Genomic DNA, 25,752 nt, shown 5'->3' with positions numbered 1-25,752 from the left:
CTTCGCGGAGAAGGCGTGGCCTTCCTCTGCTGGTGCAGGTCGGTGGTTAGTCGTATTGGCTGAAGCGGCTGGGGGTGGTGATCTGCTCGCGCAGATACTGGTAACGGGGGATGTTTTCCTTCAGGACCGACAAGGGGTTGTTGCCAACGCCCAGGCGTGTAAAGCCGACAAACTCCAGCTGGAAGGAAATTTTCTGGGTGGATGTAGTGGTGCTGGTCTGGGTTCTGTCCAGCACCACGCGGCCAACCCAGCAGCCGGCATCATATTCAAAGCCCATGATCGCGTTGACCATCTTGCGGTCATACATGCTGTAGTTCAGGCGACCCACGCTGTACCAGCGCCCCTCAGTCTGTCCGGAGCTGTTCTTGCCGTTCCACAAATCGCTGATCGGCCATTGCCAGCCCAGGTCGATCTGTTCGCTGCCATCGGTGGCCGTTGACGTGGAATCGCGTTGGTACCGGTAATTGGCGCTGATGACGCGGAAGTCGCCCGGATTCCAGCGCCCGCCGATGGTGGAGCGTTCAGATCGCCCGGTTTGCGGGTTGTACTGGATGGTGGTGTCGAAAGCCCAACGCTTGTCCCAGTTCAGCTGGGTGCCGACCAGGAAGTCGCTCCAACGGTCGGTCACGGTCGTGCCACCGGGCAGCGTCACATTCTGGTCCTTGAAGCGCAGCCTCTGGGCGAAGCTGAAACGGGCCAGCTCTTCGCTGGTGTCGGGCTCCAGGAAGCGGGTGGTCACACCCAGGGTCAGCAGATTGTTGTCGGCAATGCGGTCATTTCCGGAAAACGAGTTTTCGGTATAGACCGTAGCGAAGTTGAAGTCGTTCAGGCCGGTGTCGTAGACCGGCAGCATGCTCTGGTCGCGGTAGGGCGTGTTCACATAGAACGCGCGCGGCTCCAGGGTCTGGGTGAGGGCCTTGCCCCAGAAATTGGCGGAGCGCTCGAACACCAGGCCGCTGTCCAGGCTGAAGGTCGGAACTGTGCTGCTGGCCGAGGTGGCGCCATTGCTCAAGGCTTCGTCAAACTGGTAGCTGGTGGCATGCAACTGGACCTTGGGTGTCACAAACCAGCCTGGCGCCACCCAGGGGCGGCTGATCTGTCCCAGCGCGTAGCCACGCTTGGCATTGGGTTGCCCGGTCAGCGTGCGGTCCGCCGAGAACTCGGTGTAGTCGGTTTCCAGCGATGCATCTATGCCGCCCACGTCGTAACGTGCGTACTTGGCGTTGAGTTCGGGCAGCCGGTCGTAGGGCGGAACAATGATTGAACTGGTGCTCTGCAGGGTTTGCCATTTCAGCGTGCGCACGCTAGCGCTGAAATTGTCTTTGGCCCAACTCAGGGTTGCGTCATTGGACAGCAGGCGCTGCGTCAGCGTGGTAGACGAGCTGCCAAAGTCGGTCCAGTAGTTATCGTCACTGACCCGGTTCAATGCCACGTTTAAGCCTAAGCCGCCGATACCGGAAATTCCGGTCTGGACGGTTCCCGAATGCGTCGCAGCAATGCCCCAACGGGATTCGCCGCGTAGCTTGTCACCGGGCAGGTAATTGGCCTTGACTTGACCCTTGTATTCCGGCTCCAGGTAACGGAACTCGCCGTCCAGATTTACGCCCCGGCTGGTCATCACCGTGGGGGTGATGGTGGCGTCGCGGTTGGGCGCGATGTTCCAGTAGTAGGGAACCGTCAGCTCCGCGCCGTTGGTGCTGTCCAAACCTATGCTGGGCGGCAAAAAGCCCGATTTGCGCTTGTCCGTCAGCGGAAAGCTCATGGCTGGGAATGCCAGTATGGGCACGTCCTTGAAGCGCAGCACCGCGCCATCGGCCACGCCGACTTCTTCCTCGGTATCTATGCTGATTGAAGTGGCGCGCAGTATCCAGTCGGGCAGCCAGCTCGGGCCGGGTTGGCGGCGGCAGGTACTGTAGGTGGCGTTTTGCAGCACCATGCGGTTGTCGTCCACGAAATCGGCGCGGTCGGCCTCGCCATAAGCGCCGTTCTTGATGAACTGGTAGTGCGGCTGGACGAAAAAGCCCTCGAACGAATCCACCTTCAGCTCCAGCGCCGGGCCTTCGTAGATATTGCCAGCGCGGTTGATGCGCACATTGCCGCGCGCCTTGACCAGATCGTCGGGCTGGTAGTACTCCACCCGGTCGGCCTTCAGCACCATATCGCCTTTGCGCATCTCGGCATTGCCATCGATCACGGTGTCCAGGTCGGGCCGGCCCAGAGTGTGGTCGCCAGAGAAGAAGCTGGGCATCTGCTCCCGCATCTCTTGGGGAATCTGCTCCTGCAGCAGGGGCGTAGACTTCAGGACCAGGGGCGGTTGGGCGTCCTCGGCGCGTGCCGTGGCCGAACACAGCACGGCGGCGACAAGTGCCACAGGCGTCAGGGTAAAGCGGCCGCGGCGGGTGCTGCGCTGGAATTCAGGCATCAGGGCAGGCATGAAAGAGGTGGATCGGTCGGGCGAAAAGGTTGTACACAGAGGCGGGCCAGCTATACAGATAAGCCGGATTTGTAGAATGGATTATCCATGAGCCCTACCTCCACTCCAGCGTCTCCCGCTTCTTTACCCGATTCCGGCTCCATCGTTTGGGCTGATGCTGCGCGCGCAAGCGCCTTCCATGCCTGGCTGGAGCAGATCGCCAGCACCCACCATTTGCAAGCGCAGACCCTGCAGCTGGCCGCGGCCGACGCCGGTTTTCGCCGTTACTTCCGTCTGCAAAGCGCCCACGGCAGCTGCATCGTCATGGACGCGCCTCCCGACAAGGAGAACTGCGAGCCCTTTGTGCGCATCGCCAGCTTGTTTGCCCAGGCCGGCCTGCTGGTGCCCGAGGTGCTGGCCTGGGACCAGGCCCAGGGCTTTATGCTGCTCAGCGACCTGGGCAGGCAGACCATGCTGCAGGCCCTGCAGTCCGACGCACCTCCGCCGGCTGCCGGCCTGTTCACCCAGGCGATTGACACCCTGGTGACGCTGCAGCTGGCCTCCCAGCCCGGCGTGCTGCCGGTGTACGACGCTGCCGTGCTGCAACGCGAGCTGGCGCTGTTCCCCGACTGGTACATCGCCCGGCACCGCGGCATCACCCTGGACGATAGCCAGCGCGCCACGCTGGACAAGGTATTCGCCCAGATCGTGGCCAACAATTTGGAAGCCCCACGCGTCTACGTGCACCGCGACTTCATGCCGCGTAACCTCATGGTGGGGAATGTGGCCCCCACGCTCCCCGCTACGCGTGGTTCGCTGCCCCCCGAGGGGGCGCATTTCGCCTCGGGGCGGCCCAGCGGCGAAATCGAGAAATTAGGCGTGCTGGACTTCCAGGACGCGCTCTACGGCCCCATCACCTACGACATCGCCTGCCTGACGCGCGACGCTTTCCACAGCTGGGAAGAAGACTTTGTGCTGGACGTCACTATCCGCTACTGGCAAAAGGCGCGCAAGGCCGGCCTGCCGGTGGGCGACGATTTCGGCGCCTTCTACCGCAGCGTGGAATGGATGGGCCTGCAGCGCCACCTCAAGGTAGCCGGCATCTTCGCCCGCCTGACCCTGCGCGATGGCAAGTCCAAATATCTGGCCGATACGCCCCGTTTCATCGCTTACATCCGCGCCACCGCCGGCCGTTACCGAGAGCTGACGCCTTTGCTTCGCCTTGTCGACAAAATCGAAGGCACACAGGCGACTACGGGTTTTGCCTATGGAAGGATGTAGCCAGCGACTGGTTTGGCGCTACTTTATACATGGTGCCTTTGGCGATTCGCATGTATAAAGTGGTAGCAATTTTTCACGGAGCTTCGACTATGGCATACGGTACCCGGATGTGTTCGGTCTTAGGTTTCTGTCTGGTGGTAGCGCTTCCGGTATACGCACAGTCAGCCCCCCCGCCGAGCAAGCCAGCGGCAGCTGTGGAGCAGAGCTTGGACGCCATGCGACAGTTGGTTGCCGATGCAAGCAAGCACGGTGCTCCCTGGAACGGACCAGAATCCGGTCCGGTTGCGTACGCAGGGGCCACGGTGGCAATAGTCAGTGAAGATCTGCGCAATGGGGGTATTCTCGGCGTCGGCAAGGGTATCCAGGAAGCCGCAAAAACAATCGGCTGGAACACCAAGATTTACGACGCGGGAGGAACACCTGCAGGGCGCGCCAAGGCTCTTTCCTCAGCGCTGGCTTTGAAGCCGGATGGCGTCATCCTGGTCGGCATCGATGTAAAAGAAATTCAAGCCCAACTGGCCCCATTTGAAGAACGTAAAGTGCCTATGGTGGGCTGGCATGTTGGCCCCAATGCCGGCCCGATTGTCGGCAGTCCGATCGCCATGAACGTATCCACCAACCCGCTGGATGTGGCGCGTATCACTGCCATGGCGGCGGTAGTCGCGTCCGAGGGGCGGGCAAGTGTAGTGGTCTTCACCGATAGCAACTTCGAAATCGCCATGGCCAAGTCCAATGCCATGGCGGATGTCATACGTGCCTGCAAAGGCTGTCGCTTGCTGGAAATCAAGGACGTAGCGATTTCCAAAAGTGCCGAATTGATGCCTGCCGCGACGCAAGACCTGCTCAAACGCTATGGCACGCAGTGGACCCATGCGCTGGCCATCAACGATATTTATTTTGACTATGCCGCGCCAGAGCTGACCAATGCCGGAAAATCCAGCAAAAGTGTCAACATGCTTTCTGCTGGCGATGGCAGCGCCGCCGCCTTCCTGCGCATCCGGGCAGGCACGTTTCAGACCGGCACGGTCTCCGAACCACTGAATCTCCATGGCTGGCAGCTGGTGGACGAATTGAATCGCCTGTTGGCTCGACAGCCGGTCAGCGGCTATATCGTTCCTGTGCATTTGGTCACGGCCGACAACATCGCCTTTGATGGCGGCGCACAGCGCCAATACGACCCTGACAACGGTTACCGCAACATCTACCGGCGCATCTGGAAACGTTAAGAACACACGCCGGAATTTATTGCTGAATATGCACTTACGGCTACCCCGGTCTCTGCGCAACCAGTTCATACTGGCCCTTTCAGCACTGGCGCTGCTGGTTTTGGCGGGCGGTGTGACTGCTGTGTATGCCTTGCGCGTCAATACCAATGCCACCCAGTTATTGGCCGAAAAGCGTCTGGTGCAGATGCGGGATGCGCAAGACCTCGTCCGGCGCACCTTGCTCATCGAGCGCGAAGCCTACCAATTGACCGCTGCTGAATCTGTCGACGAGATGCGCGAGAGCTATGCCGATGTTCTCAAGCAGCTGGAGTTGTTCGACCACACCATAGACCGTCTCGCCGCGGCCGACGACGATCTTGGTGTACTTGACCTGCACGAGTCCAGCCAGTTGTTTCGCAATACCGTGAATATCGTTGGGCAATTGCAAGAAAGCAAGCTGCAAACCACTGGGCAAGCACCACCTAAAACCAGCGCCGAAGCAGACCAACAGTTCCACACGGAACTGCGCAATCAAGCGGGTCAGATGGTGGAAACAACCCAGGCCCAATCTGACCGCGTCACGCAGGACTACCGAAATGCCATGCTGGCATTGGCAGAAACCTCCCAGAAGAACCAGCGCTGGGTCACGGTGTTACTGTCAGCCAGCTTGTTGCTGGCTTGGCTGGTAGCGCAAAGTTTTCTCGGCAAACATGTGCTGGCGCGTCTGCAATTGGTTAGCAAAAGTCTGCGCAAAACCGAAGTGGGCGAGGGGCGTTTTGTGGTTCCAGTACAAGGCAGCGATGAGATTGGAGCCATGGCGCGCGCCGTTGAGCAGTTCCAGGAGGACCGCCAACAACTGGCCTTGGCCAACGCTGCGCTGCTGGTCGAAAAAGCCCGGCAAGAAGAACTCATCCGCAAGCTTGCGCAAGCCCATAGCCAGTTGCTGCAATCGGAAAAATTGGCCTCTATTGGGCAGCTCGCTGCTGGCGTGGCGCACGAAATCAATAATCCCATCGCTTTCGTGAACTCAAACCTGGGCACCCTGCAAGGCTATGTGGAGGATATTTTCAAAATCCTGGCTGCATACGAACAGAGCGAGAAGGAGTTGAGCCCCGCCACCCAAAAGACCATGTACAACTTGAAGCAGGAGGTCGACATCGTCTATTTGCGTGAAGATGTGGGTAGTCTCATGGCCGAATCGGTGAACGGTTTGCAGCGGGTCAAACGCATCGTGCAGGATCTGCGGGACTTCTCCCATGTGGACGAGACAGATAAACAATGGGCTAACCTGGAATCTGGCCTGGACAGCACATTGAACGTGGTGTGGAGCGCGCTCAAGGATAAGGCCGAGGTGGTCAAGGAATACGGCGCCATCCCGGAAATCGAGTGCATCCCCTCGCAAATCAACCAGGTGTTCATGAATCTGCTGATCAACGCCGGACAGGCGATCGAAGAGCACGGCCGCATTACCTTGCGCACCGGCCAGGATGCCGAAAATGTCTGGGTCGAGATACAGGACACGGGCAACGGCATACCTCCTGAGCATCTGGACCGCATTTTCGACCCTTTCTTCACCACCAAACCTGTTGGCACGGGCACCGGTCTAGGCCTCTCTATCTCCTACGGCATCGTTAGCCGGCATGGTGGACAGATTGAAGTGACAAGCCAGCCTGGAAAAGGCGCCACCTTCAAGGTGCTGTTACCGCGGAATGCGGTTTCCGCACGGGCGGAGACCCATTCGGAAGTGGCATGAACAAGGGTCGCGCCAGCCCCAGACCGGGAAACCGCATAATTACCCCCTCTCGCAACATGCAAGCCGCTACATACCCAATCCTCTGGGTCTGAGGGGTGCTGCCCACGTCAAGTTTTTTGCGCCAGTTTCTGGTATTTGAACTCGCCATTGAAAATGGCATTTCCGCACATCCAATAAAGCTTTATAGCTACATAAATAATAGCGTTTACCTGTATGCCCCGTTTTTACTGCCCTGCCCCTTTGGCGACCGGGGCTGTTCTTGATTTACCCGCCGGTGCTGCCCGCCACGTGCAGGTGCTGCGCATGCAGCCCGGCCAGAGCATCACCCTTTTCAACGGCCAGGGCGGCGAGTTTGAGGCCACGATTGAGCGCATGGGCCGCAGCGATGTGGCCGTGAGTGTTACTGCCCATGACCCGGTGGAGCGTGAAGCCGCGCGCGCCGTGCACATCGTGCTGGCCATGCCGGCGAACGACCGCATGGACTGGTTGGTCGAGAAAGCCGCCGAGCTCGGTGTGGCCAGCATCCAGCCCCTGGTGGCCGAGCGCAGTGTGCTGCGCCTGAACGGTGAACGCGCCGACAAAAAGCGCGCCCACTGGTTTGCCGTGGGCGTAGCCGCCTGCGAACAATCCGGCCGCAATAGCGTGCCCGAGGTCTACCCCGTGCGTAGCTTTGCCGACTGGGTGGCCACGGCAGACGCCGGCCTGCTGCTGTCGCTGCGTCCCGGCAGCCAGCCGATGTTGAAGGCGCTACCCGCCAGCGGCCCCATCCACTTCCTCAGCGGCCCCGAGGGCGGCCTCAGCCCCGCTGAGGAAGACGCGGCCACCGCCCGTGGCTACCAGCCGGTGACCCTGGCCAACCGCGTGCTGCGCGCCGAGACCGCGCCCCTGGCCGCGCTGGCCCAACTCCAGTTCTGACGATGGACGACACGACGCTCCCCGACAGCGACACCACGCTGTCGGATTACTTCCGTGATGCTGACTTTGCAGCCGAATCCCTGCTGGCCTTCCGCATCGACGCGCAGGGCGCGCTGATTGACGCACTGCGCGCCCTGTTCCACGGTCCGGCCGGCCTGGTGCGCCTGCGCCTGTGGGTCTTCATGGGCCTGCTGGGCCAGAGCGAAGCCAGCCTGAGCCGTGATGACATCAACGAACTGTTCCACGCCGTGCGCCCGGAAGCGCTGGACACCGTGTTCAAACGCTTCCGCGACACCGGCCTGCTGCTGTGGGACGAAACCCAGCGCCGCACCAGCCTCACGCCGCTGGCGCAGCAGCTGTCTGCCGTGCTGGGCGTGCTGAATACCGCGCCGCCGGCCGATGGCGAAGACGGCGACCTGGCCAGCTTGCTGAGCCAGGTGGTCGGTGCAGACCAGCTCGGCACGCTGGACGCCGCCCAGGTCCAAATGCTGCAAGCCCAGCTGGGCCGCCTGCATGCCGAGTTCGAGGACGCCATCGCCAGCGGCTCCGAATTCCGCCTGCGTGAGGCGCGCAAACGCTACGACCGCGCCGCGCGCTTGATCGACAAGGCCTCCACCGCCATCACCGCCATCATCAGCCACGCCCACGGCCATGTGGTGATGGAGCGCGCCGCCCGGGCCCTGGGCCAGGCGCAGAGCCGCTTGCTGGCCATGGCCAGCCAGTTCAACCGCGCGCTGCAACAGGTGGACCGCCAGCGCGTCACTCTGGGCACCACCGGTATCACCAGCACCGACGTGAAACGCTGGATGCAGACCGTTGCCGCCCCCGAACATTTGCTGCAGGACGCGCTGGCCTGCCCGGTCGCGCCCGTCATGCTTGCCCCCCATGAATTGCTGGATGTGACCGAAGCAGAATTTGAACGCGACCGCCCCACGCTGGCCCTGCCCGATGCCTTGCCGGTATCCCAGGCCGCGCCGCTTGGCGAACTCAGCGCCGTGGCCCTGCCGCAGGCGCTGGCCGATCTGTCCGAGCTGCTGGCCAGCTGGAACACCGACGGCAGCGAGCCACGCACCGCCGTCCAGGCCTTGCTGGGTGCCGAGCCTCTTGAAGCCGCCTATGCCGAGGTGGCCTACAAGGCCCAACTGCTGCCGCTGCTGGGCGACGCCCAGGCCTGCCTGCTGCCCGGTGCCACCGGTGATCTGGCGCGCCAGCCCTGGCGCGTGGAATGGAGTACCGAGTTGCTGGACCTGCAGCACCCCGTGCTGGCCCAGGTCAGCGCCGGCGCGCTGCACCCGGTGCTGCCCCCGAACGAATCTATTGAGAAGACTACCCCATGACCGACGAAGCCGCCCTGCTGGTCGCCGAGCTGCTGGCCCGCCGCAGCCTGCCGCGCACCCACCCCCGCGTGAAGCGCGCGCTGGTGAACGCCGAACTGTTCGCCCAGGTGGAACAACGTCTGGCCGACATCGGCCTGCGCTGGATGGACAACATTTACGCCGAGCACGTCAGCCTGGCCCTGCTGCCTGCCGCGCAAAGCACCGTGATGGGCGAGGCCGGCCTCAACGCCAACAACAACCTGGAGCTGCCGCGCGACGGCCAGGCCCTGCTGGTCGTGCTGTGGGCGCTGATCATCTTGCCCAAGCGTGAACGCCAGACCAGCCGCGCCCCAGTCGCCGAGACGCAGAACGACATGTTCGCCAGCAGCAAGCCGCTGCCACCGGTGCGCGATGTCAGCCCGGTGCTGTCGTACAAGGCCCTGCTGGAAGACTACGGCACGCAGCTGGGCAAAAAGACCCGGCTCGACGGCAACCTCAAGTTGTTGGAGCGCCACGGCTTCATCCTGCGCCGGCAAGACGACATTGCTGAAGGCCCGTTGCTAGACGTGCTGCTGGACTACGACATCATGGCCCCGCGCATCCTGGACGGCGCCCTGGCCGACGTGCTGGCCCGCGAGCAAGCCGCCCGCCTGGCCGCTGAAGCCCAGCTGGCTGCCGAAACCCCTACCGAAGACTGAGCCCATGTTCCATCTGCAAAGCCTTGAGCTGGTCCACTGGGACTACTGCCAACGCGTCAGCCTGCCGCTGGACGCCAGCATCATCACCATCGCCGGCCCCAACGGCTCCGGCAAGACCACCCTGCTGGATGCGCTACGCACCCTGCTGGGCCTGAAATGCTCGTCGCCACGCGACTTCAAAACCTATGCCCGCCACGCCGGGGCCAACGTAGCCTGGCTGCGCGCCGTGGTGGACAACCGCCCGCATAACCGCCAGACCAGCAGCCGCCCGTTTGCCAAACGCCTGCTGTACAGCGACCAGGTCACCCTGGCCTGCCGCATCGAACGCAACGGTGGCGACTGGCAGCGCCGCTACATGGTGCTGGAAGGCGACGTCAGCATCGAGCAGCTGAGCGAAAAACCCGAGAAAGAGCTTGCCACCATGGGCATAGAGGCCTGGGGCAAAACCCTGTCCGCCGCCGGCCTGTCGCCGGCGATTGCCAAGGTGCTGTCGCTGGAGCAGGGCCAGACCGACCGCCTGTGTGAATTCAGCCCGCGCGAGCTGCTGCGCCTGGTGTTTGACGTGTTTGGCGACCAGGAGGTGTTGAACCACTACGACACCGCCCGCGAACACCAGCAGCAGCTGGCCCGCGAGATGGAGCAGGCCAGCCACGAGCTGGACCACAGCAAGGCCCAGCTGGCCGAGCTGCAAAGTCGCGTCAGCAACTACCAGAACTGGCAGCACAAGGTGCAGGAGCATGAGCGCCTGGCCACCGAGGTGGTGCCGGTGCTGGAATGGCATATCCAGCGCCAAAAGCTCACCGAGCGCAGCCGCGAGCAGCGCCGCCAGCGCCAGCACGCAAGCCAAAACATCGCCCAGCGCAAGCAGGACAATGACAAGCTGCTCTCTTTATTGGAGCAACGCAGTCAGGCCGAAGACAATGAAGCCCGCCTGCTGCGCGAGCGCGATGCGGCCAATGTGCAGCGCGAAAGCTGCCGCGACCTGGAGCGTCCGCTGGAAGATCTGGTCAAGCGCGAAACCGAGCTGCTGGCCCTGGTGGACAAGGAAAGTGACGCCGAGGCGCTGAACGCCCACCTCAACACCCTGCACAGCCAGCAGGCCGCGCTGCAGGCCAAGCACAGCGCTGTGCTACAAAAAAGAGAGCTGGTTGCGCAGGCTTTATCTGCGCTGGAAGGCCAAAACACCCCACCCCACCCGGAAGACGCCCGGCGGCTGCGCCAGCGTCTGCAGGCCGCCAAGATCAGCCACCGCTTCCTGGCCGAGGTGGTCGAGGTGCGCGACGAATATTGGCGCGCCGCGGTCGAAGGTGTGCTGCGCCCGCTGCGCTGGATGGTGCTGCTGGAGAAAAATGACGACCTGACCCAGGCCGACACCATCGCCAGCGCAGACCGCTACCGCCACTACATCACCGCCCCCGGCGACCCGGTGCCGACGGCTGACGCGCAATCGCTGCTGGCGCAGACGAAGTTCGATGCCAAGCTGCCGCGCTGGCTGATCCAGCAGCTGCAAAACCTGCGCTGCGTGGACAACCCGGCCGAGGGCCGCAAGACCAGTGGCAGCTGGATCACCCCGCAGGCCTATAGCTTTGACGGGCGCGGTGCGCGCTCGGTGTGGGTGGAGCCGCGCGACCACCAGTTCGGTGCCGCCGCTCTGGTAGCCCGCCGCGACGGCCTGGAGCGCGACCTGCGCCGCCTGGACGGCGAACTCGGCCCGCTGACGCAGGAGCTGATGGCCGTAAAACGCCAGGTCAAGGACATCCAGAAATCGCTGGAGGGCCATAGCGCCGCCGAAGAGCTGGCCCGCCGCAGCGAAGAGTTCGCCGCTGCCCGCGAAGCATGGCCCGGCGCCAAGCAGGCCCGCATCGCTGCCGCCCAGCATTGGCAGGCGCTGGACAAGGCCTATGGCGACGCCAAGACCCGGTACCAGCAGGTCGACACCCAGTACCGCCAGACCGAGCAGGCCCTGCGCCAGAAGCACCAGGAGGCCGACCGTCTGATCGCCGAGCTGGCGCAGCGCCGCAAGCAGCTGACCGTGGATGTGGACAACTCCAATACCCGGCGCGGCCAGATCCCGCCGCAATGGCGCACGCCCGAGCTGCTGCAGTCCCTGGTGAAGACCTACCAGAACGACACGCAAGCCCGCCTGCGCCTGCAGTCGGTGCACGAGGAATTGCAACTCGACACCTGGGAAAAAGACGCCACGGTGGAAGAACGCTACCGCCGCATGGAGGTGCTGGTGCGCGAACAGGGCTTGAACCTGGGCGACCACCAGGCCAAGAATGCCCAGGCCGCCATTGCCGTGCACAACGCCCGCGAGAGCTATATCGAGGTGCTGCGCACCACCGTGCGCCGCTACCGCAAGAACATCCAGGAACTCGGCGAGCTGGCCGGCGTGGCCGTGAATGCCGACCTGCCCGCGCTGGAAAACAGCGACACCGTGCTGGCCCAGGCCGGCCTGAAGGTGCACTTCAACTTCGACGGCAAGGGCAGCATCGGCATGAACGACGGCGAGGCCTCGGGCGGCCAGCAGGTCATCAAGTCGCTGATCCTGCTGGTGGCGCTGCTGAAGGACGACGAAACCGCCTCCGGCGGCTTTGTCTTCATCGACGAGCCCTTTGCCCATCTGGACGTGCGCAACATCCAGTTGGTCGGCCACTTCCTGCGCTCCACCCAGGCGCAATACGTGCTGACCACGCCTATCACCCACAATCTGGAAGTCTTCGAGCCCGCCGAGATCACCCTGATCACCAGCAAGAAGCCGAAGAACGCCAAATGGGCACCGCCCATCGCGGTGGCCAAGCGGCGGGGTGTCGTTACCAGCACACCATGATCGAGACCACCGCCACGGGCAAAGGCAAGCGCACCTGCCAGTCCCAGGCGGGGTTTGCCGGCTTGCCAGCGTTGCGCGAAGTGCAGCGCATTGTGCTGTTGCGGTGGTTGGCGTCAGATGCCAAGGAGCGGGCCTGGCAGTCGCTGCTCAACGAGGCGGGTACGGAGTACCTCGACCACACCGAAACCTTGCTGCAAGCTCTGCTGGAAGCGGGCGCACTGCAGGTCAAGCAGGGTTTTAAAAATGGCCAATGGTGGCCGCTGCGCATCGTCTGGACGGATCTCCCCCAGCTACAAAAAATCTGTGGCATACAGCCCGCTGACGAACGTGACGCGCAGCGCCAGGATCTGCAGCAGCAGCTGCAGGTCCTGGCCTCTGCCCAGCCCTGGGTGGCTAGTGCCGTTCAAAGTAGCCTGGTTTTGCCCACGGCAAGTTTGGTCGCCAGGGCACAGCTGCTGCACGCTTTGTCTGAATGGCATGCTGAACAGCGTTTTGGCTTAAGGCAAGACTTCGCCCTGTTTGCCCGCGAACACACCAAAGACATCAAGCTCCATGAATGGGCCTGGCTGGAAGCACATTGCGACCTGGAAGGCCTGGGCATCGGGCGTTTTGAACCCTTGCTGTGGCTGGGTGGCGCACTTCGTTTGCAGGGCCCGAATGGCCAACTGGATGCCGCAGCCCTGGGTTGGGCCGCCATACCGGCCCGGCGCCTGGACTCGCGCATGACGGTGGCGACAGGCCCGGCCCGCTACTGGCTGGTCGAAAACCGGGCTAGTTTTGAGCGCTGCGCTGTGAAAGCACCGACGGACCATTGCGTCGTATGGCTGCCGGGGCGGCCATCGCAAGATTGGCTCAAGGCCATGCAATGGTTGCTGGAGCAGGCCCCTGCGCCTGCAGACATCAGCTGCGACCCCGATCCCGCGGGCATCGAAATTGCGCTCACAGCAGGTCAACTTTGGATGCAGCGTGGACTCGCTTGGCGCTGCACCCATATGGCACCCGAACTCTGGCAGGACGGCAAAACATTGCCACTTACCCACTATGACCGCCAGACCCTGGAGCGCCTGGCACTGCACATCGACCTACCCGCCGATCTGGTCGTGTTGCGAGACTATTTGCAACGTACGGCATGCAAGGCGGAACAAGAAGGCTGGCTGTGAGAAAAAGTATCGTAGATACTGCGCGCCTACCGACCAAAGAGTGACATGCATTTCGAAACTGAACTGGCCCAACACCGCACCTACTTGCTGCGCTTTGCGCGTCTGCAGCTGCGCAACGATGCCTGGGCCGAGGATGCCGTATCCGAGACGCTGCTGGCCGCTTTAAGCAAGCCGCAATCCTTTGGCAGCAAGTCACAGCTCAAGACCTGGCTGGTCGGCATCCTCAAGCACAAGGTGCTGGACCTGTTTCGCAGCCATGCCCGCGAGGTGTGTTTGGACAGCGAGGGCGAAGAGACTGGCGCGGAAGAGCTGGAGAACTTGGTGTTCAAGGCCGACGGACATTTCGCGCAGACGCCCGCAGACTGGGGCAACCCCGAGCAGGACCTGCATTCGCGGCAGTTTTTTCTGGTGCTGGAGGCGTGCACCGATAAATTGCCGGCGGTGTTGGGTCGTGTGTTCCTGATGCGCGAGTGGCTGGAGCTGTCCAGCGAAGAAATTTGTAAGGATCTTGGCCTGACGTCGACTAATCTTTACGTCCAGTTGCACCGTGCCCGTTTACGGTTGCGTGAATGTCTGGAGCTCAACTGGTTTGGCGCATCAAAGGAGGCTACGTGATCCCGTTACGGCGCACCTGCAAGCAAGTTGCAGCCATTCTGATCGCCCGTGAGGACCGCGCCATCACCTTGCCTGACAGTGTGGCTTTGCGCCTGCATTTGATGGCGTGCAAAGCCTGTCCACGTTTCGAGCGTCAATTGCTCACCATGCGCAATGCCATGCGGCAATGGCGCCACTATGCGGACGACGTGGAAACCGACGCTTAGGCGACAGAATTTGCCCTGTGTATGGGCCCGCCTGCAACAGCTGCACAAGTATTTTTGTGCTTATGGGCCAGATGTAGCATAATCAATTGGTTCAGCCGCTTCAACGGCTGCACGGGTTTGCGGTGAATGGTCAGTTTCGCGTCTGCTTTAGTCTTCAATGGTTTGTTGATTGCGGTTATCGGACTCCATCGCGTTTTGCGTTTTTTTGAGGAGTCCTTTCATGGGCAACAAACTTTACGTGGGCAACCTGCCCTACTCTTTCCGCGATGAAGACATGCAACAGGCTTTCAGCCAGTTCGGCTCCATCTCCAGCGCCAAGGTCATGATGGAACGTGACACCGGCCGCTCCAAGGGTTTCGGCTTTGTCGAAATGGGTAACGATGCTGAAGCACAAGCTGCTATCAAGGGCATGAACGGTCAGTCCATGGGCGGCCGTAACCTGGTTGTCAACGAAGCCCGTCCGATGGAGGCTCGTCCTCCCCGCACCGGCGGTGGTGGCGGCTACGGTGGTGGCAATGGTGGCGGCGGCTACGGCGGCGGCAACGGTGGTGGTTACGGCGGTGGCCGCAACAGCTACTAAATCTTGCCAACAGGAGGTTTTGCCTCCTTTCGCAAATTTGAAAAAGGGCCCCCTGGGCCCTTTTTTATTGCCTGCGCATTTTCGTACTTACAGCCATCGTATTTTTTAGTTGAAATCTTTTGATCTAGTCGCATAATGCAAAAGTGTGGGTTCAAAATCCACACAAGTTTGCGGTGTCGGTCAGTTTCGCGTCCTTGCTTTCGGTTGATTGCGTTTTCGGAACTCCATCGCTTTATTAATGTGTTTTTGAGGAGTCCCTTGATGGGCAACAAACTGTACGTCGGCAACCTGCCTTACTCAGTGCGCGACAACGATCTGGAGCAATCTTTCAGCCAGTTTGGCAGTGTCACCAGCGCCAAAGTGATGATGGAGCGTGATACGGGCCGGTCGAAGGGTTTCGGTTTTGTGGAAATGGGCAGCGATGCCGAAGCACAAGCCGCTATCAATGGTATGAATGGTCAGCCTCTGGGTGGCCGCAGCTGCGTTGTGAACGAAGCACGCCCCATGGAAGCCCGTCCTCCCCGTAGCGGTGGCGGCGGTGGTTATGGCGGCGGCGGTGGTGGTGGTTACGGCGGCGGCCGTGGCGGCGAAGGCGGCGGTGGTTACGGTGGCGGCGGCGGTGGTCGTAGCGGCGGTGGCGGTTACGGCGGCGGTGGTGGCCGTGGTGGTGAGGGTGGCGGTTACGGCGGCGGCGGTGGTCGCAGCGGTGGCGGCGGTGGTGACGGTGGTTTCCGTAGCCCCTACGGTTCCGGTCCCCGCAGTGGAGGCGGTGGCAATGGCGGCGGTGGCCGCGGCGGCTACTGATATATCGGCTGCACTTTGCAGAATTGAAAAAGGCTCCTCAGGAGCCTTTTTTGTTGCCTATTGAAAGCGCACTAGGGATTTTCTGGGGGCGTTGCCTGCCTAGGTTTGCGTGCACGACCTACCAATAATTTATCAAATACCGCGTTTGGCAGCAGGCGCAGGACTTTGGCGACGACACCCATCTGCCAGGGAATGACACGGTAGCTATTGCCAGCCTGGATGGTCTGGAATGCCTTGTCCGCAAAGTCTTGCGCTTGCATCAGGAACGGCATTCCATAGCCGTTTTTCTGGGTTAGCGGCGTATCCACATAGCCGGGGCAAATGGTGACAACTTTGACCCCACTCCCGCGTAGCTCACCGCGCAGACTTTCGCAATAGCTGATGACGCCTGCATTGCTGGCGCAGTAGGCGCCGTGGCCAGGCAGACCGCGGATGCCGGCCACACTGCCTATGCCAACTAACGCCCCGCTGCCGCGTTGCTGCATGGCATGGATGAAGGGGTGAAAAGTGGCTGCTGTGCCTACGTTTTTGGTGGCAAAAGTTTGCGCCATGATGGCAAGGTCTTCGTACACCGCAGTGTCTACGCCGACGCTGGCTCCCGCGCAGGCGACCACCACGTCTGGCACGCCTTGCTGGGCGATGCAGGCCTTGCCGGCCGCTACGATGCTGTCTGTTACAGAAACGTCTGCACTATATATTTGATAGCTGCTTGTGCTGATTCCATTTGCGCTAGCCCATGATTCAATGACTGAAGTGCGACGGGCAACCAGGGCCAGGCGATAGCCGGCCTGGAAGTAGCGTAGTGCCAGAGCCTGGCCAATGCCGCTGGACGCTCCGGTAATGAATGCCAGTGGAGACGAGGACATCGGTTTACTTATTGGAAGGTGCGGGAGCGGGTACCAACAGGCCACGCACGCGCCCCTGGAGTTGCATCACGCGGTCTAGATTGTCATAGTCCATGGAGTCGGCCGTGAAGGTGTCTGTGCCACGGGTGATGACCACCGGCAGGTTGGAGCGGACGCGCTCGGTATTCAGATAGGCGTGCAGGAAGTTGCTGCGCAGCTCCAGGCGCGGCTGGACAACACCGCTCTTGTCGGTGGCGGCGTCACGGACCACGATGGCGTTTTGAAAGAGCTGTACTTCTGAGCCGTCGCCATTGCTGAGGCCTCGGTCGCCGCTGGCCGTGGTAACCAGGCCGTCCGGGTTGACTGAGCGGATCCGGACTTTGTCGATTTCGATGGTGTCGGTGTCTGGAAAATGGCGGGCTTCCACCCCCATGACTTCGCTTTTCAAGCGTCCGGTGGAATCGAAGGTTTTAACCGAAAATTTTCGCATGAAGTAATCGGGTTCGTGGGTGGCCGCAACCGGTGCAGCTGCTGGCGCAAAGATGGGTGTATTGCGCACCAGCCAATAGGTACCCAGCGCCAAAACACCCATCAACAGAACGGGCAGGTAAATGGAAACCTGCTCCCAGGCGGCACGCAGCAGGGATTTCACGCTGTGTACTCTTCCAGTAGGCGCGCATAGTGGCCGCTGGCCACCAGCAGCAGATCGCAAAATTCGCGGGCCGCGCCCTGGCCACCGGAACGCTGGGTGGTGTATTGCGCCGCTGCCAGTACTTCGGCTTGGGCATTTGCTGGGGCGCAGGCGATAGCGCTACGGCGCATAACGGGCAGGTCGGGCCAGTCGTCGCCCATGGCCGCAGCCTGTGACCAGTCCAGGCCGAGTGCTGCCAGCGTTTGTTCAGCCGCCGGGCGCTTGTCCTCGGTGCCGAAATGTACGTGGGTGATGCCCAGCGCCTGCAGCCGATTGCGCAGCGGCAGGGAGTCGCGTCCGGTGATGACGGCGGGCGTGATGCCGGCTTTCTGCAACAGCTTCAGGCCGTGGCCGTCCAGTGTGTTGAAGCGCTTGAGGGTTTCACCGGTCTCTGAAAAATACAGGCCACCGTCGGTCAAGACGCCGTCAACATCGAAGAAGGCGACGCGGACGTTCTGGGCGCGCAACAGCAGCTCTGGCGCGAATGCGATGGCAACGGCGGCCATCAGATGACTTTGGCCCGCATCAGGTCGCCAATATGCACTACGCCAACCAACGTGTCCTCTGCATCCACGACCAGTACGCAGGTGATGCGGTGTTGTTCCATCAGCTCGGCGGCTTCTACGGCCAGCGCATCGGGCCGAATGCTGCGGGGGTGGCGATGCATCACGTCTTGGGCATGCATGGCGCGCAGGTCAACGCCGTTTTCAATCAAGCGTCGCAAATCTCCATCGGTGAATACACCCAGCACCTGCTGTTGGGCGTCTACCACTGCGGTGATGCCTCCCTTGGCGCTCATTTCACGCATCATGTCGCTGAAAGCGGTGTCTGGTGCGACGCTGGGCACATCGTCACCTGAGCGCATCACGTCGCTGACATGGGTGAGCAGTTTGCGTCCCAGCGCGCCGCCAGGGTGAGAGCGCGCAAAGTCTTCGGCCTTGAAGCCACGTGCATCCAACAGGGCTACGGCCAACGCGTCACCCAGGGCCAGCTGGGCGGTGGTGCTGGCGGTGGGCGCCAGGTTCAGCGGGCAGGCCTCTTTGTCCACGCCGCCGTTCAATATCTCGGTGGCATGCTGGGCCAGTGTGGACTGCAAATTGCCGGTGATCGCAATCAGGGGCACGCCCTGGCGCTTGAGCACCGGCAGCAGCACAGTAATCTCCGCGCTTTCACCGCTGTTGGAAATGGCCAGGACGATGTCCATCGCGCGGATCATGCCCAGGTCGCCGTGGCTGGCTTCGGCCGGGTGTACGAACAGCGCGGGCGTGCCGGTGGAAGCGAGTGTGGCGGCAATTTTGCGGCCCACATGGCCACTTTTGCCCATGCCCATGACGACGACGCGGCCGCGCAAGGCGAGGATCATCTGCACCGACCGGGCGAAGGAGTCCGTGATGCGACGCTTCAGGTCCGTGACGGCTGCAGCTTCGATATCCAGGGTGTCAAAAGCCTTGCGCAAGGCACGTGCGGGATCGAAGGAAGCAGTGGTCGGCGGTGCGGATGTCATGCCGTCGATTCTATCGGCGCGCATGCTGCGGTTCTTTTCGAGGGAATGCGCATTTCCCTTGTTAGCATGCTGGCATGACCGCTCTGGAATTGACACTGATGTACCTGCTGGCCGCTGTACTGGGGGTGGTGACGTTCCGCTCGCTGAAGCTGCCACCCATGCTGGGTTATCTGGTGGTAGGTGTGGTCATCGGCCCGAATGCGCTGGCGCTGGCGCAGAACTCAGAGGGAATCAAGCACCTGGGTGAGTTCGGTGTGGTGTTTCTGATGTTTGTCATCGGGCTGGAATTTAATTTGCCCAAGTTGCGCGCCATGCGTGGCCATGTGTTTGGCCTGGGCTTGCTCCAGGTGGCCGGCACCATGCTGATCGCCACGTTTGCCTCATTGATGTTTGCCACCATGGCGCCCACGCTATGGCGTATGGAGTGGCGTACCGCTTTGGCGCTTTCGGGGGCGTTGGCCATGAGCAGCACGGCCATTGTGGTGAAGCTGATGGCCGAGCGACTGGAGCTGGAGTCGGAGCATGGCAAGCGCGTGATGGGTGTGCTGCTGTTCCAGGATTTGGCCGTGGTGCCCTTGCTGGTTTTGATTCCGGCCTTGGGTGCATCGCCTGAAGAACTGCTGATGTCACTGGCTCTGGCGTCCATCAAGGCGGCGGCGCTGATTACCGTGTTGTTGGTCGGCGGGCAGAAGGGAATGCGCTGGTGGCTGACGATCGTGGCGCGACGGCGGAGCGAAGAGCTGTTTGTGCTGAACCTATTGCTGATCACCCTGGGCCTGGCCTGGTTGACCGAGCTGGCGGGCTTGAGCCTGGCCCTGGGGGCTTTCATTGCTGGCATGCTGATTTCAGAGACCGAATACAAGCACCAGGTGGAAACCGACATACGGCCATTCCACGACGTGCTGCTGGGCTTGTTTTTCATCACCATCGGCATGCTGCTGGACTGGCGCCTGGTGCTGGAGCATTGGCCCCTGGTGCTGTTGCTGGTGACCTTGCCGGTGTTGTTCAAGCTGGCCCTAGTTGCGGCGCTATCCAAGTCGCTGGGCGGTACGGCGGGTGTCTCCTTGCGTACCGGCCTGTACCTGGCCCAGGCGGGTGAATTCGGTTTTGTGCTGCTGACCTTGGCCCAGGAAAACAAGCTGGTGCCGGCCTCGCTGTTGAACCCGATTCTGGCCAGCATGGTGCTGTCCATGCTGGCAACCCCGTTCATCATCATGTACAGCAACCGTATCGTGATGAAGCTAGTGAGCAGCGAATGGTTGCAGCAGTCGCTGCAGATGACCACCATTGCCCGCAAGTCCATCAATGCCAACAAGCACGTGATCATTTGCGGCTATGGGCGTTGCGGGCAAAACCTGGCGCGTATGTTGGAGCGCGAGAGCATTCCCTATATGGCGCTGGACCTGGACCCGGACCGGGTGCGCAAGGCTGCCGCGGCTGGCGATTCTGTGGTGTTCGGCGATGCGGCGCGGCTGCAGGCTTTGATGGCCGCCGGCCTGGCCCGGGCCAGCGCGGTGGTCATCACCTACCTGGATGTGCCGGGTGCCATGAAGGTGCTGGCCAACACCCATACCCATGCACCCCAGGTGCCGGTGATTGTGCGCACCCAGGACGATCACGACCTGGAAAAGTTGCGCAATGCCGGCGCCACCGAAGTGGTGCCCGAGGCCATCGAGGGATCTCTGATGCTGGCCAGCCATGCCCTAGCCCTGGTGGGCGTGCCCATGCGCAGAGTGATACGGGTGGTGCAGGACCAGCGTGATGCGCGCTACAACCTGCTGCGTGGCTACTTCCACGGGGCCGACGATGACGGCGTGGACGAATTGCGCCACGAACGGTTGACGACCGTGACCCTGACCATCGCCGCCAAGTGCCTAGGCAAACCGCTGGGTCGTCTGGCTCTGCACGCGATGGGTGTGCGGGTGGTCAGCTTGCGCCGGCACAGTGGCAAAACCGAGCTACCCGGAGACGATGTGCTGCTGGAAGACGGTGACACCCTGGTCTTGTCCGGCAAGGCCGAGACCCTGGCATTGGCGGAAGAGAAGTTTCAAAAAGGTTGAGCTGGGCAGCGGCGCAGCCGCGCAAGGCACAATAGCGGCCCTCCCCATTTTTGGTTGATTTCCCATGACAAGCTTTAGCGTCAACGCATACCTCAAGGCCCATATGCGCACGGTGCCCGATTGGCCTGCGCCGGGCGTGCAGTTCCGGGACATCACTCCCTTGCTGCAAAACCCCCGGGTGTTTCGCGTAATGATCGATGCGTTCGTGCACCGCTACATGGACCCGGCTCTGCGCCCGGACGTGGTGGCCGGGCTGGACGCGCGCGGCTTCATTCTGGGTGCGGTGGTGGCTTACGAGCTGAATATCGGCTTTGTACCCATCCGTAAAAAGGGCAAGCTGCCGTTCACCACGGTGGAAGAAACCTACGAGCTGGAATATGGCAGTGCCACGGTGGAGCTGCACACCGATGCTGTTAAAGCCGGCGACCGCGTGCTATTGATAGACGATCTGATCGCCACTGGCGGCACCATGATGGCCGGCAAGAAGCTGCTGGAAAAACTCGGTGCCACCGTGGTAGAAGGCGCGGCCATTGTGGATTTGCCCGAGCTGGGTGGTTCTACCAAGCTGCAGGAAAGCGGGCTTCCATTGTTCACCCTGGTGGATTTCGCCGGGCACTGAAAGTCTGCTCAGAACCCGGCTTATTTGCCGATACAGAACTGCGAAAAGATCACGCCTAGCAGGTCGTCGGCGCTGAAGGCTCCGGTGATTTCGTTCAGGGCGTTCTGCGCCAGGCGCAGTTCTTCGGCCAGCAAGTCCAGTGACTGGGCCTGGCTGGCCAGATGCGCCACCGCCATCTCGATGTGCTCGTCCACATGCTGCAAGGCGTGCACATGGCGAGCCCGGGCGATGAAAACCCCCTCGGGCGAGGTTTGCCATCCGGCCACTTCCAGCAGTTTGTGGCGCAGTTGGTCTAGCCCGGTGCCGATCTTGGCAGACAGGGTTAGGGCGTCTGCAGCGGTGGAGGTGGCTGCATCCGATTTGTTCCAGACATCGATGACCGGTACGCGGGACGGCAGTTTTTGTGCCAGTTCGGCGCCAATGGCGGCGTCTGCTTGCTGGTAGTCTGCTAGTTGGGCGCGGGTCAGGTCGTGTAGGAACAGCACCGCGTCGGCCGCTGCGATTTCCGCCCAGGCGCGTTCAATGCCTATGGTTTCGATGGCGTCATCACTGCTGCGCAGGCCGGCGGTATCGATGACGTGGATGGGCACGCCTTCGATCTGGATGGTTTGCGCCACCTTGTCGCGGGTGGTGCCAGCGATGGGGGTGACGATGGCCAGCTCGGCCCCCGCAAGCGCGTTCAGCAGCGACGACTTGCCCGCGTTCGGTTGGCCGGCAATCACCACCTTGATTCCTTCGCGCAGCAGTGCCCCCTGGCGTGTGCGCTGCATCACTGCGGCCAGGCGTTGCTGCAGTTTTGATAGCTGCCCGTGCGCGTCCGCCTTGCGCAAGAAGTCGATTTCTTCCTCAGGAAAATCCAATGTGGCCTCGACCAACATGCGTAGGTGTACCAGGCCATCGCGCAGGCTGTGGATCTCCTGCGAGAACTCGCCAGACAGTGAGCGGGTGGCGCTGCGCGCTGCGGCTTCGGTGCTGGCGTCGATCAGGTCGGCAATCGCCTCGGCTTGCGCCAGGTCGATCTTGTCGTTCAGGAAGGCGCGCTGCGTGAACTCGCCAGGCTGGGCCAAGCGCATGCCCATGGCTGCACCCGCTTCCAGGCAGCGCGCCAGCAGCAGCTGCAGCACCACTGGCCCGCCATGGGCCTGCAGCTCCAGCACGTCTTCGCCGGTATAGGAGTGTGGTGCCGGGAAGTGGATGGCCAAGCCCTGGTCTATGGCCTGGCCAGCCGCGTCGCGGAACGGCAGATAGGTGGCTTCGCGGGCTTTCAGCGGGCGGCCACACAGGGCTTCGATGATGGGTGCGATCTGCTTGCCGCTGACCCGCACAATACCGACAGCACCACGTCCGGGTGCTGTGGCGATGGCGGCGATGGGGCTGGTGTCGCGAGCTTGCATGGTGGGCGCTTTCAATAAAAAAGCCGCTCAACCTAGAAGATTGAAGCGGCCTTTGGCGTTCAAGACACTACCTGGCTAGGGGTACCACGGCGTTCAGACCAGGAACCCGTGGAACCGGCTTTGCCGGGCCACTGGGTTCGCCCCCCTGCGTGTCGTATCGGCTTTTCAAGTCGATACGAGGGGGTTGGCGAAAACACGCAGTGTGTAGCCTGGGGGTGTTTCAAAATTTCGGCAGGTGGAACTTCGGTGGCACACCCATGCGGGTATTGATGATCCATTGCTGGGCAATGGACAAGGCGTTGTTGGTAATCCAGTACATCACCAAACCGGCCGGGAAAAAGAAGAACATCACCGAGAAGGCCAGTGGCATGAACCACATCATCTTGGCCTGCAGTGGATCCGGCGGAGCGGGGTTCAGCGAGGTTTGCAACATGGTCGTCAAAGCCATGACGATGGGCAGGATGTAGTACGGGTCAGGCGAAGACAAGTCGTGGATCCACAGCGCCCAGGGGGCGTTGCGCATTTCTACGCTGGACAGCAGCACGTTGTACAGCGCGATGAATACAGGGATCTGGATCATGATGGGGAAGCAGCCACCCATGGGGTTGATCTTTTCCTCGCGGTAGATCTTCATCATGGCCTGTTGCATTTCCTGTGGCTTGTCCTTCAGGCGCTCACGCATTTCGGTAATGCGCGGGTTGATGGCCTTCATCTTGGCCATGCTGGCGTAGGCCTTGGCATTCAGCCAGTAGAAAGCGATCTTCAGCAGCAGCACCAGGGCCACGATGGACCAGCCCCAGTTTTGGATCACGCTGTGCAACTGGTCCAGCAGCCAGTACAAAGGCTGGGCCAGGATGGTCAAGCGACCATAGTCTTTTACACGTTCCAGACCGGGCGAGAGTTTTTCCAGTACTTTTTCGAGTTCAGGACCCACGAACATGCGGGCTTCCACTGTCTTGCTGGCACCCGGTGTGATGTCGTTCATGGGGGTAATCATGCCGACCGCATACAGATTGGTGTCCACCTTGCGCATGAACAGGTCGCGCTGGATGCCGTCTCCCAGCAGCCAGGCGCTGGCAAAGTAGTGCTGCACCATGGCAACGTAGCCGTTGCTGGATTGCTTTTCGATGTCGACCTTGTTGTTTTCGATGTCCTTGAAGTCCACCTTTTCGTACTTCTTGGCTTCGGTATAGACTGCTGGGCCGGTAAAGGTCGAGTAGAAGGAGGATTCGCCCACGGGCTTGTTGCCGTCGCGTACCAGTTGCAGGTACAACTGGGGCGACACGGCGGTGGTACCGGTGTTGACGACTTCGTGCTTCACGTCCAATACGTAGGAGCCGCGGGTGAGGGTGAAGGTCTTGACCAGTTTCACGCCGCCCACATCAGGCGATTCGAAGCGCAGCACCAGGTTTTGCGCGTCGTCTTTCAGGCTGCGGTCGCCAGGTACCAGCGTCATGACCGTTTTGTGGCTGGGCAGCGTGGCGCCTGCGGCAGAGCCAGCGCCGGCGATCAGGCCGGTTTGGGCCACGTACACGCGTTCCTTGCTGTCGTCGAGCAAGACGAAGTTCTTCGACTTGTCGGTCATGTCCACCTGGTTCAGCAACTCGGAGCGGACCAGGTTGCCACCTTCGGTATCGAAGGTCAGCTTGAGCACGTCAGTCACTACTTCCACGCGTTCCTTGGCTGCTGCTGGAGCACCGGCGGTCACGGGGAGCTGGCCTGCAGCAGGGGTGGCTGGCACGGCGGCCACTGGGGTCGGAACGCTGGACGCGCCAGACGCTGGGGCGGTAGCTGCCGGAGCAACCTTGGATGCAGGCGTCGGGAAGAAGGTGGCTTTATGGCCGTTGTAGACCTGCCACTGGTCCCACAGCAAGACCATGGAGAAACCAAAAATCACCCATAGGATGGTCCGGCGAATATCGTTCATGTAAAGGACTACTTATGTGAGGAAGAGGAAAGCAGATGGGCGAATAGCGCAGGACGTTTTTGCGGAACAGGGTCCAAGCCGCCGTCACACCAAGGATGGCAACGTGCCAGACGCCGTAGTGTCAGATAAGTTCCTGCGGATGCGCCGTGCTGTTCCAAGGCCTGCAATGCATACACAGAGCAGGTGGGTTCGAAACGGCAGGCCGATCCCAGCCAGGGACTGAGCAGCAGACGGTAGCCGCGTACCAGCGTGATCAAGGCCGCGCGCATCATGGCATAGCACCGGCGACGGCCCTGTCGAAGAGTTGCTCCAGCTCGGTTCGCACGGCGTGCTTGAGCTGGTCGGACGTTGCGCTGATGAAAACCTTGCGGTCAAAGCCGCTGCGCAACCGCACCACATGGGCGGCATGCGGAAAGCGCGGCTCAAAAACTTGGATCACCTGGTAAATCTGGCGCTTGATGGTGTTGCGGGTCACGGCCCGCTTGGCCCAACGCTTGGGCACCATGGCGCCCAGCCACACGCCATCCATAGCAAAAAGGGCCTGCGGTCGTGACGACTCGGGCCCTAATGGAGGTGGCGGTGATGTGCTGGCCATGGAAGTTGGCACTGGACGCGCATCCAATGCTGCACGGTGCAGCGCGAAATGGGCTGTCCGTGCAACCGTTTTTCCTGCCAATACAGCCTGGAACTGCGCTCGCGTTTTGAGTCGCTGCACGTCAGGTGTTGGGCCGAAGTAGAAAAATCGGGAGCGAAGGTGCGCGCCAACCGGGGCGCAGGCTTAGACAGCCAGGCGCTTGCGGCCCTTGGCGCGACGTGCGTTGATGACGGCACGGCCACCGCGGGTTTTCATGCGGACCATGAAACCATGGGTACGGGCACGCTTGATTTTCGATGGCTGATAAGTGCGTTTCATGATGACTTCCTAGAAGAGTTCGG

General features: G+C 61.6%; 24 protein-coding genes. 14 read left to right on the top strand and 10 right to left on the bottom strand.

All coding sequences use genetic code 11. From position 1 onward, the window contains the following. Positions 1-46: 46 nt before the first annotated feature. Positions 47-2,434, bottom strand: coding sequence for an LPS-assembly protein LptD (locus tag AC07R0_RS13050; RefSeq protein ID WP_495105126.1), 2,388 nt, complete (start codon positions 2,432-2,434; stop codon positions 47-49). An 87-nt stretch (positions 2,435-2,521) separates the two neighbouring features. Between AC07R0_RS13050 and AC07R0_RS13045 the strand changes: the two genes are divergently transcribed. From AC07R0_RS13045 to rbp (AC07R0_RS12990), 12 genes are all read left to right on the top strand, one after another. Then, the gene (locus AC07R0_RS13045) at positions 2,522-3,694 is read left to right on the top strand and encodes an aminoglycoside phosphotransferase family protein (protein ID WP_495105125.1); all 1,173 of its coding nucleotides are present in this window, start codon (positions 2,522-2,524) and stop codon (positions 3,692-3,694) included. A gap of 89 nt (positions 3,695-3,783) precedes the next feature. Further along, positions 3,784-4,920: an ABC transporter substrate-binding protein gene (locus AC07R0_RS13040; protein ID WP_495075823.1), complete on the top strand. Its 1,137-nt coding sequence runs from the start codon at positions 3,784-3,786 to the stop codon at positions 4,918-4,920. Then, positions 4,847-6,652 carry an ATP-binding protein gene (locus AC07R0_RS13035; RefSeq protein ID WP_495105124.1) on the top strand — a complete coding sequence of 602 codons (1,806 nt, stop codon included), beginning with the start codon at positions 4,847-4,849 and terminating at the stop codon, positions 6,650-6,652. Before AC07R0_RS13040 ends, AC07R0_RS13035 begins: the two co-directional genes overlap by 74 nt. A 213-nt stretch (positions 6,653-6,865) precedes the next feature. Then, positions 6,866-7,567: a 16S rRNA (uracil(1498)-N(3))-methyltransferase gene (locus AC07R0_RS13030; protein ID WP_495105123.1), complete on the top strand. Its 702-nt coding sequence runs from the start codon at positions 6,866-6,868 to the stop codon at positions 7,565-7,567. A gap of 2 nt (positions 7,568-7,569) precedes the next feature. Next, a complete protein-coding gene (locus AC07R0_RS13025; RefSeq protein ID WP_495105122.1) occupies positions 7,570-8,904 on the top strand; it encodes a hypothetical protein in 1,335 nt (444 codons plus the stop codon). Then, the gene (locus AC07R0_RS13020; RefSeq protein ID WP_495105121.1) at positions 8,901-9,581 is read left to right on the top strand and encodes a hypothetical protein; all 681 of its coding nucleotides are present in this window, start codon (positions 8,901-8,903) and stop codon (positions 9,579-9,581) included. The genes AC07R0_RS13025 and AC07R0_RS13020 overlap by 4 nt, the downstream gene beginning before the upstream one ends. Positions 9,582-9,585: 4 nt before the next feature. Then, positions 9,586-12,411, top strand: a complete 2,826-nt coding sequence (locus AC07R0_RS13015) for an ATP-binding protein (protein WP_495105120.1) — start codon at positions 9,586-9,588, stop codon at positions 12,409-12,411. Next, positions 12,408-13,571, top strand: coding sequence for a hypothetical protein (locus AC07R0_RS13010; RefSeq protein ID WP_495105119.1), 1,164 nt, complete (start codon positions 12,408-12,410; stop codon positions 13,569-13,571). The genes AC07R0_RS13015 and AC07R0_RS13010 overlap by 4 nt, the downstream gene beginning before the upstream one ends. A 45-nt stretch (positions 13,572-13,616) precedes the next feature. Continuing rightward, positions 13,617-14,186 carry a sigma-70 family RNA polymerase sigma factor gene (locus AC07R0_RS13005; protein WP_495105118.1) on the top strand — a complete coding sequence of 190 codons (570 nt, stop codon included), beginning with the start codon at positions 13,617-13,619 and terminating at the stop codon, positions 14,184-14,186. Further along, a complete protein-coding gene (locus AC07R0_RS13000) occupies positions 14,183-14,392 on the top strand; it encodes an anti-sigma factor family protein (RefSeq protein WP_495075562.1) in 210 nt (69 codons plus the stop codon). Before AC07R0_RS13005 ends, AC07R0_RS13000 begins: the two co-directional genes overlap by 4 nt. Positions 14,393-14,612: 220 nt before the next feature. Continuing rightward, the gene (gene rbp / locus AC07R0_RS12995) at positions 14,613-14,972 is read left to right on the top strand and encodes an RNA-binding regulator (protein ID WP_495075563.1); all 360 of its coding nucleotides are present in this window, start codon (positions 14,613-14,615) and stop codon (positions 14,970-14,972) included. 261 nt (positions 14,973-15,233) lie between these two features. Further along, positions 15,234-15,776 (top strand): RNA-binding regulator, encoded by a 543-nt coding sequence (rbp, locus tag AC07R0_RS12990; protein ID WP_495075564.1) that lies wholly within the window; start codon positions 15,234-15,236, stop codon positions 15,774-15,776. Between the two features lie 71 nt (positions 15,777-15,847). Here the strand turns inward: rbp (AC07R0_RS12990) and AC07R0_RS12985 are convergent, their stop codons facing one another. Genes AC07R0_RS12985 through AC07R0_RS12970 form a run of 4 tightly spaced genes read right to left on the bottom strand, consistent with a single transcriptional unit; the run spans position 15,848 to position 18,816 of the window. Continuing rightward, entirely contained in the window at positions 15,848-16,642 is a 795-nt protein-coding gene (locus AC07R0_RS12985; protein ID WP_495096355.1) for an SDR family oxidoreductase, read from the bottom strand. Between the two features lie 4 nt (positions 16,643-16,646). Continuing rightward, positions 16,647-17,273: an LPS export ABC transporter periplasmic protein LptC gene (gene lptC / locus AC07R0_RS12980; protein WP_495105117.1), complete on the bottom strand. Its 627-nt coding sequence runs from the start codon at positions 17,271-17,273 to the stop codon at positions 16,647-16,649. After that, positions 17,270-17,818, bottom strand: coding sequence for a KdsC family phosphatase (locus AC07R0_RS12975; protein ID WP_495096354.1), 549 nt, complete (start codon positions 17,816-17,818; stop codon positions 17,270-17,272). Before AC07R0_RS12975 ends, lptC begins: the two co-directional genes overlap by 4 nt. Continuing rightward, on the bottom strand, positions 17,818-18,816 hold the full coding sequence (locus AC07R0_RS12970; protein ID WP_495105143.1) for a KpsF/GutQ family sugar-phosphate isomerase: 999 nt from the start codon (positions 18,814-18,816) through the stop codon (positions 17,818-17,820). Before AC07R0_RS12970 ends, AC07R0_RS12975 begins: the two co-directional genes overlap by 1 nt. Positions 18,817-18,890: 74 nt before the next feature. On the opposite strand from AC07R0_RS12970, the gene AC07R0_RS12965 reads away from it, so the two are divergent. Both AC07R0_RS12965 and AC07R0_RS12960 read left to right on the top strand, forming a co-directional pair. Then, positions 18,891-20,876 carry a monovalent cation:proton antiporter family protein gene (locus AC07R0_RS12965; RefSeq protein WP_495105116.1) on the top strand — a complete coding sequence of 662 codons (1,986 nt, stop codon included), beginning with the start codon at positions 18,891-18,893 and terminating at the stop codon, positions 20,874-20,876. Between the two features lie 64 nt (positions 20,877-20,940). Further along, a complete protein-coding gene (locus AC07R0_RS12960) occupies positions 20,941-21,495 on the top strand; it encodes an adenine phosphoribosyltransferase (protein ID WP_495105115.1) in 555 nt (184 codons plus the stop codon). Positions 21,496-21,515: 20 nt separating this feature from the next. On the opposite strand, the gene mnmE is transcribed toward AC07R0_RS12960, so the two are convergent. The 5 genes from mnmE to rpmH form a co-directional block, all read right to left on the bottom strand. After that, the gene (gene mnmE, locus AC07R0_RS12955) at positions 21,516-22,889 is read right to left on the bottom strand and encodes a tRNA uridine-5-carboxymethylaminomethyl(34) synthesis GTPase MnmE (protein WP_495105114.1); all 1,374 of its coding nucleotides are present in this window, start codon (positions 22,887-22,889) and stop codon (positions 21,516-21,518) included. A 220-nt stretch (positions 22,890-23,109) separates the two neighbouring features. Beyond that, positions 23,110-24,816, bottom strand: coding sequence for a membrane protein insertase YidC (yidC, locus tag AC07R0_RS12950; protein ID WP_495105113.1), 1,707 nt, complete (start codon positions 24,814-24,816; stop codon positions 23,110-23,112). 8 nt (positions 24,817-24,824) lie between these two features. Further along, positions 24,825-25,088: a membrane protein insertion efficiency factor YidD gene (gene yidD / locus AC07R0_RS12945; RefSeq protein WP_495075572.1), complete on the bottom strand. Its 264-nt coding sequence runs from the start codon at positions 25,086-25,088 to the stop codon at positions 24,825-24,827. Next, positions 25,085-25,531 (bottom strand): ribonuclease P protein component, encoded by a 447-nt coding sequence (locus AC07R0_RS12940; RefSeq protein ID WP_495075573.1) that lies wholly within the window; start codon positions 25,529-25,531, stop codon positions 25,085-25,087. The genes yidD and AC07R0_RS12940 overlap by 4 nt, the downstream gene beginning before the upstream one ends. 63 nt (positions 25,532-25,594) lie before the next feature. Beyond that, entirely contained in the window at positions 25,595-25,729 is a 135-nt protein-coding gene (gene rpmH, locus AC07R0_RS12935; RefSeq protein WP_092757190.1) for a 50S ribosomal protein L34, read from the bottom strand. Positions 25,730-25,752 lie beyond the last annotated feature (23 nt).

Source organism: Rhodoferax sp. GW821-FHT07F03, from assembly GCF_059418745.1.
Note: the sequence above shows the minus strand (reverse complement) of the source record. Positions and strands in the feature narration are given on the sequence as shown.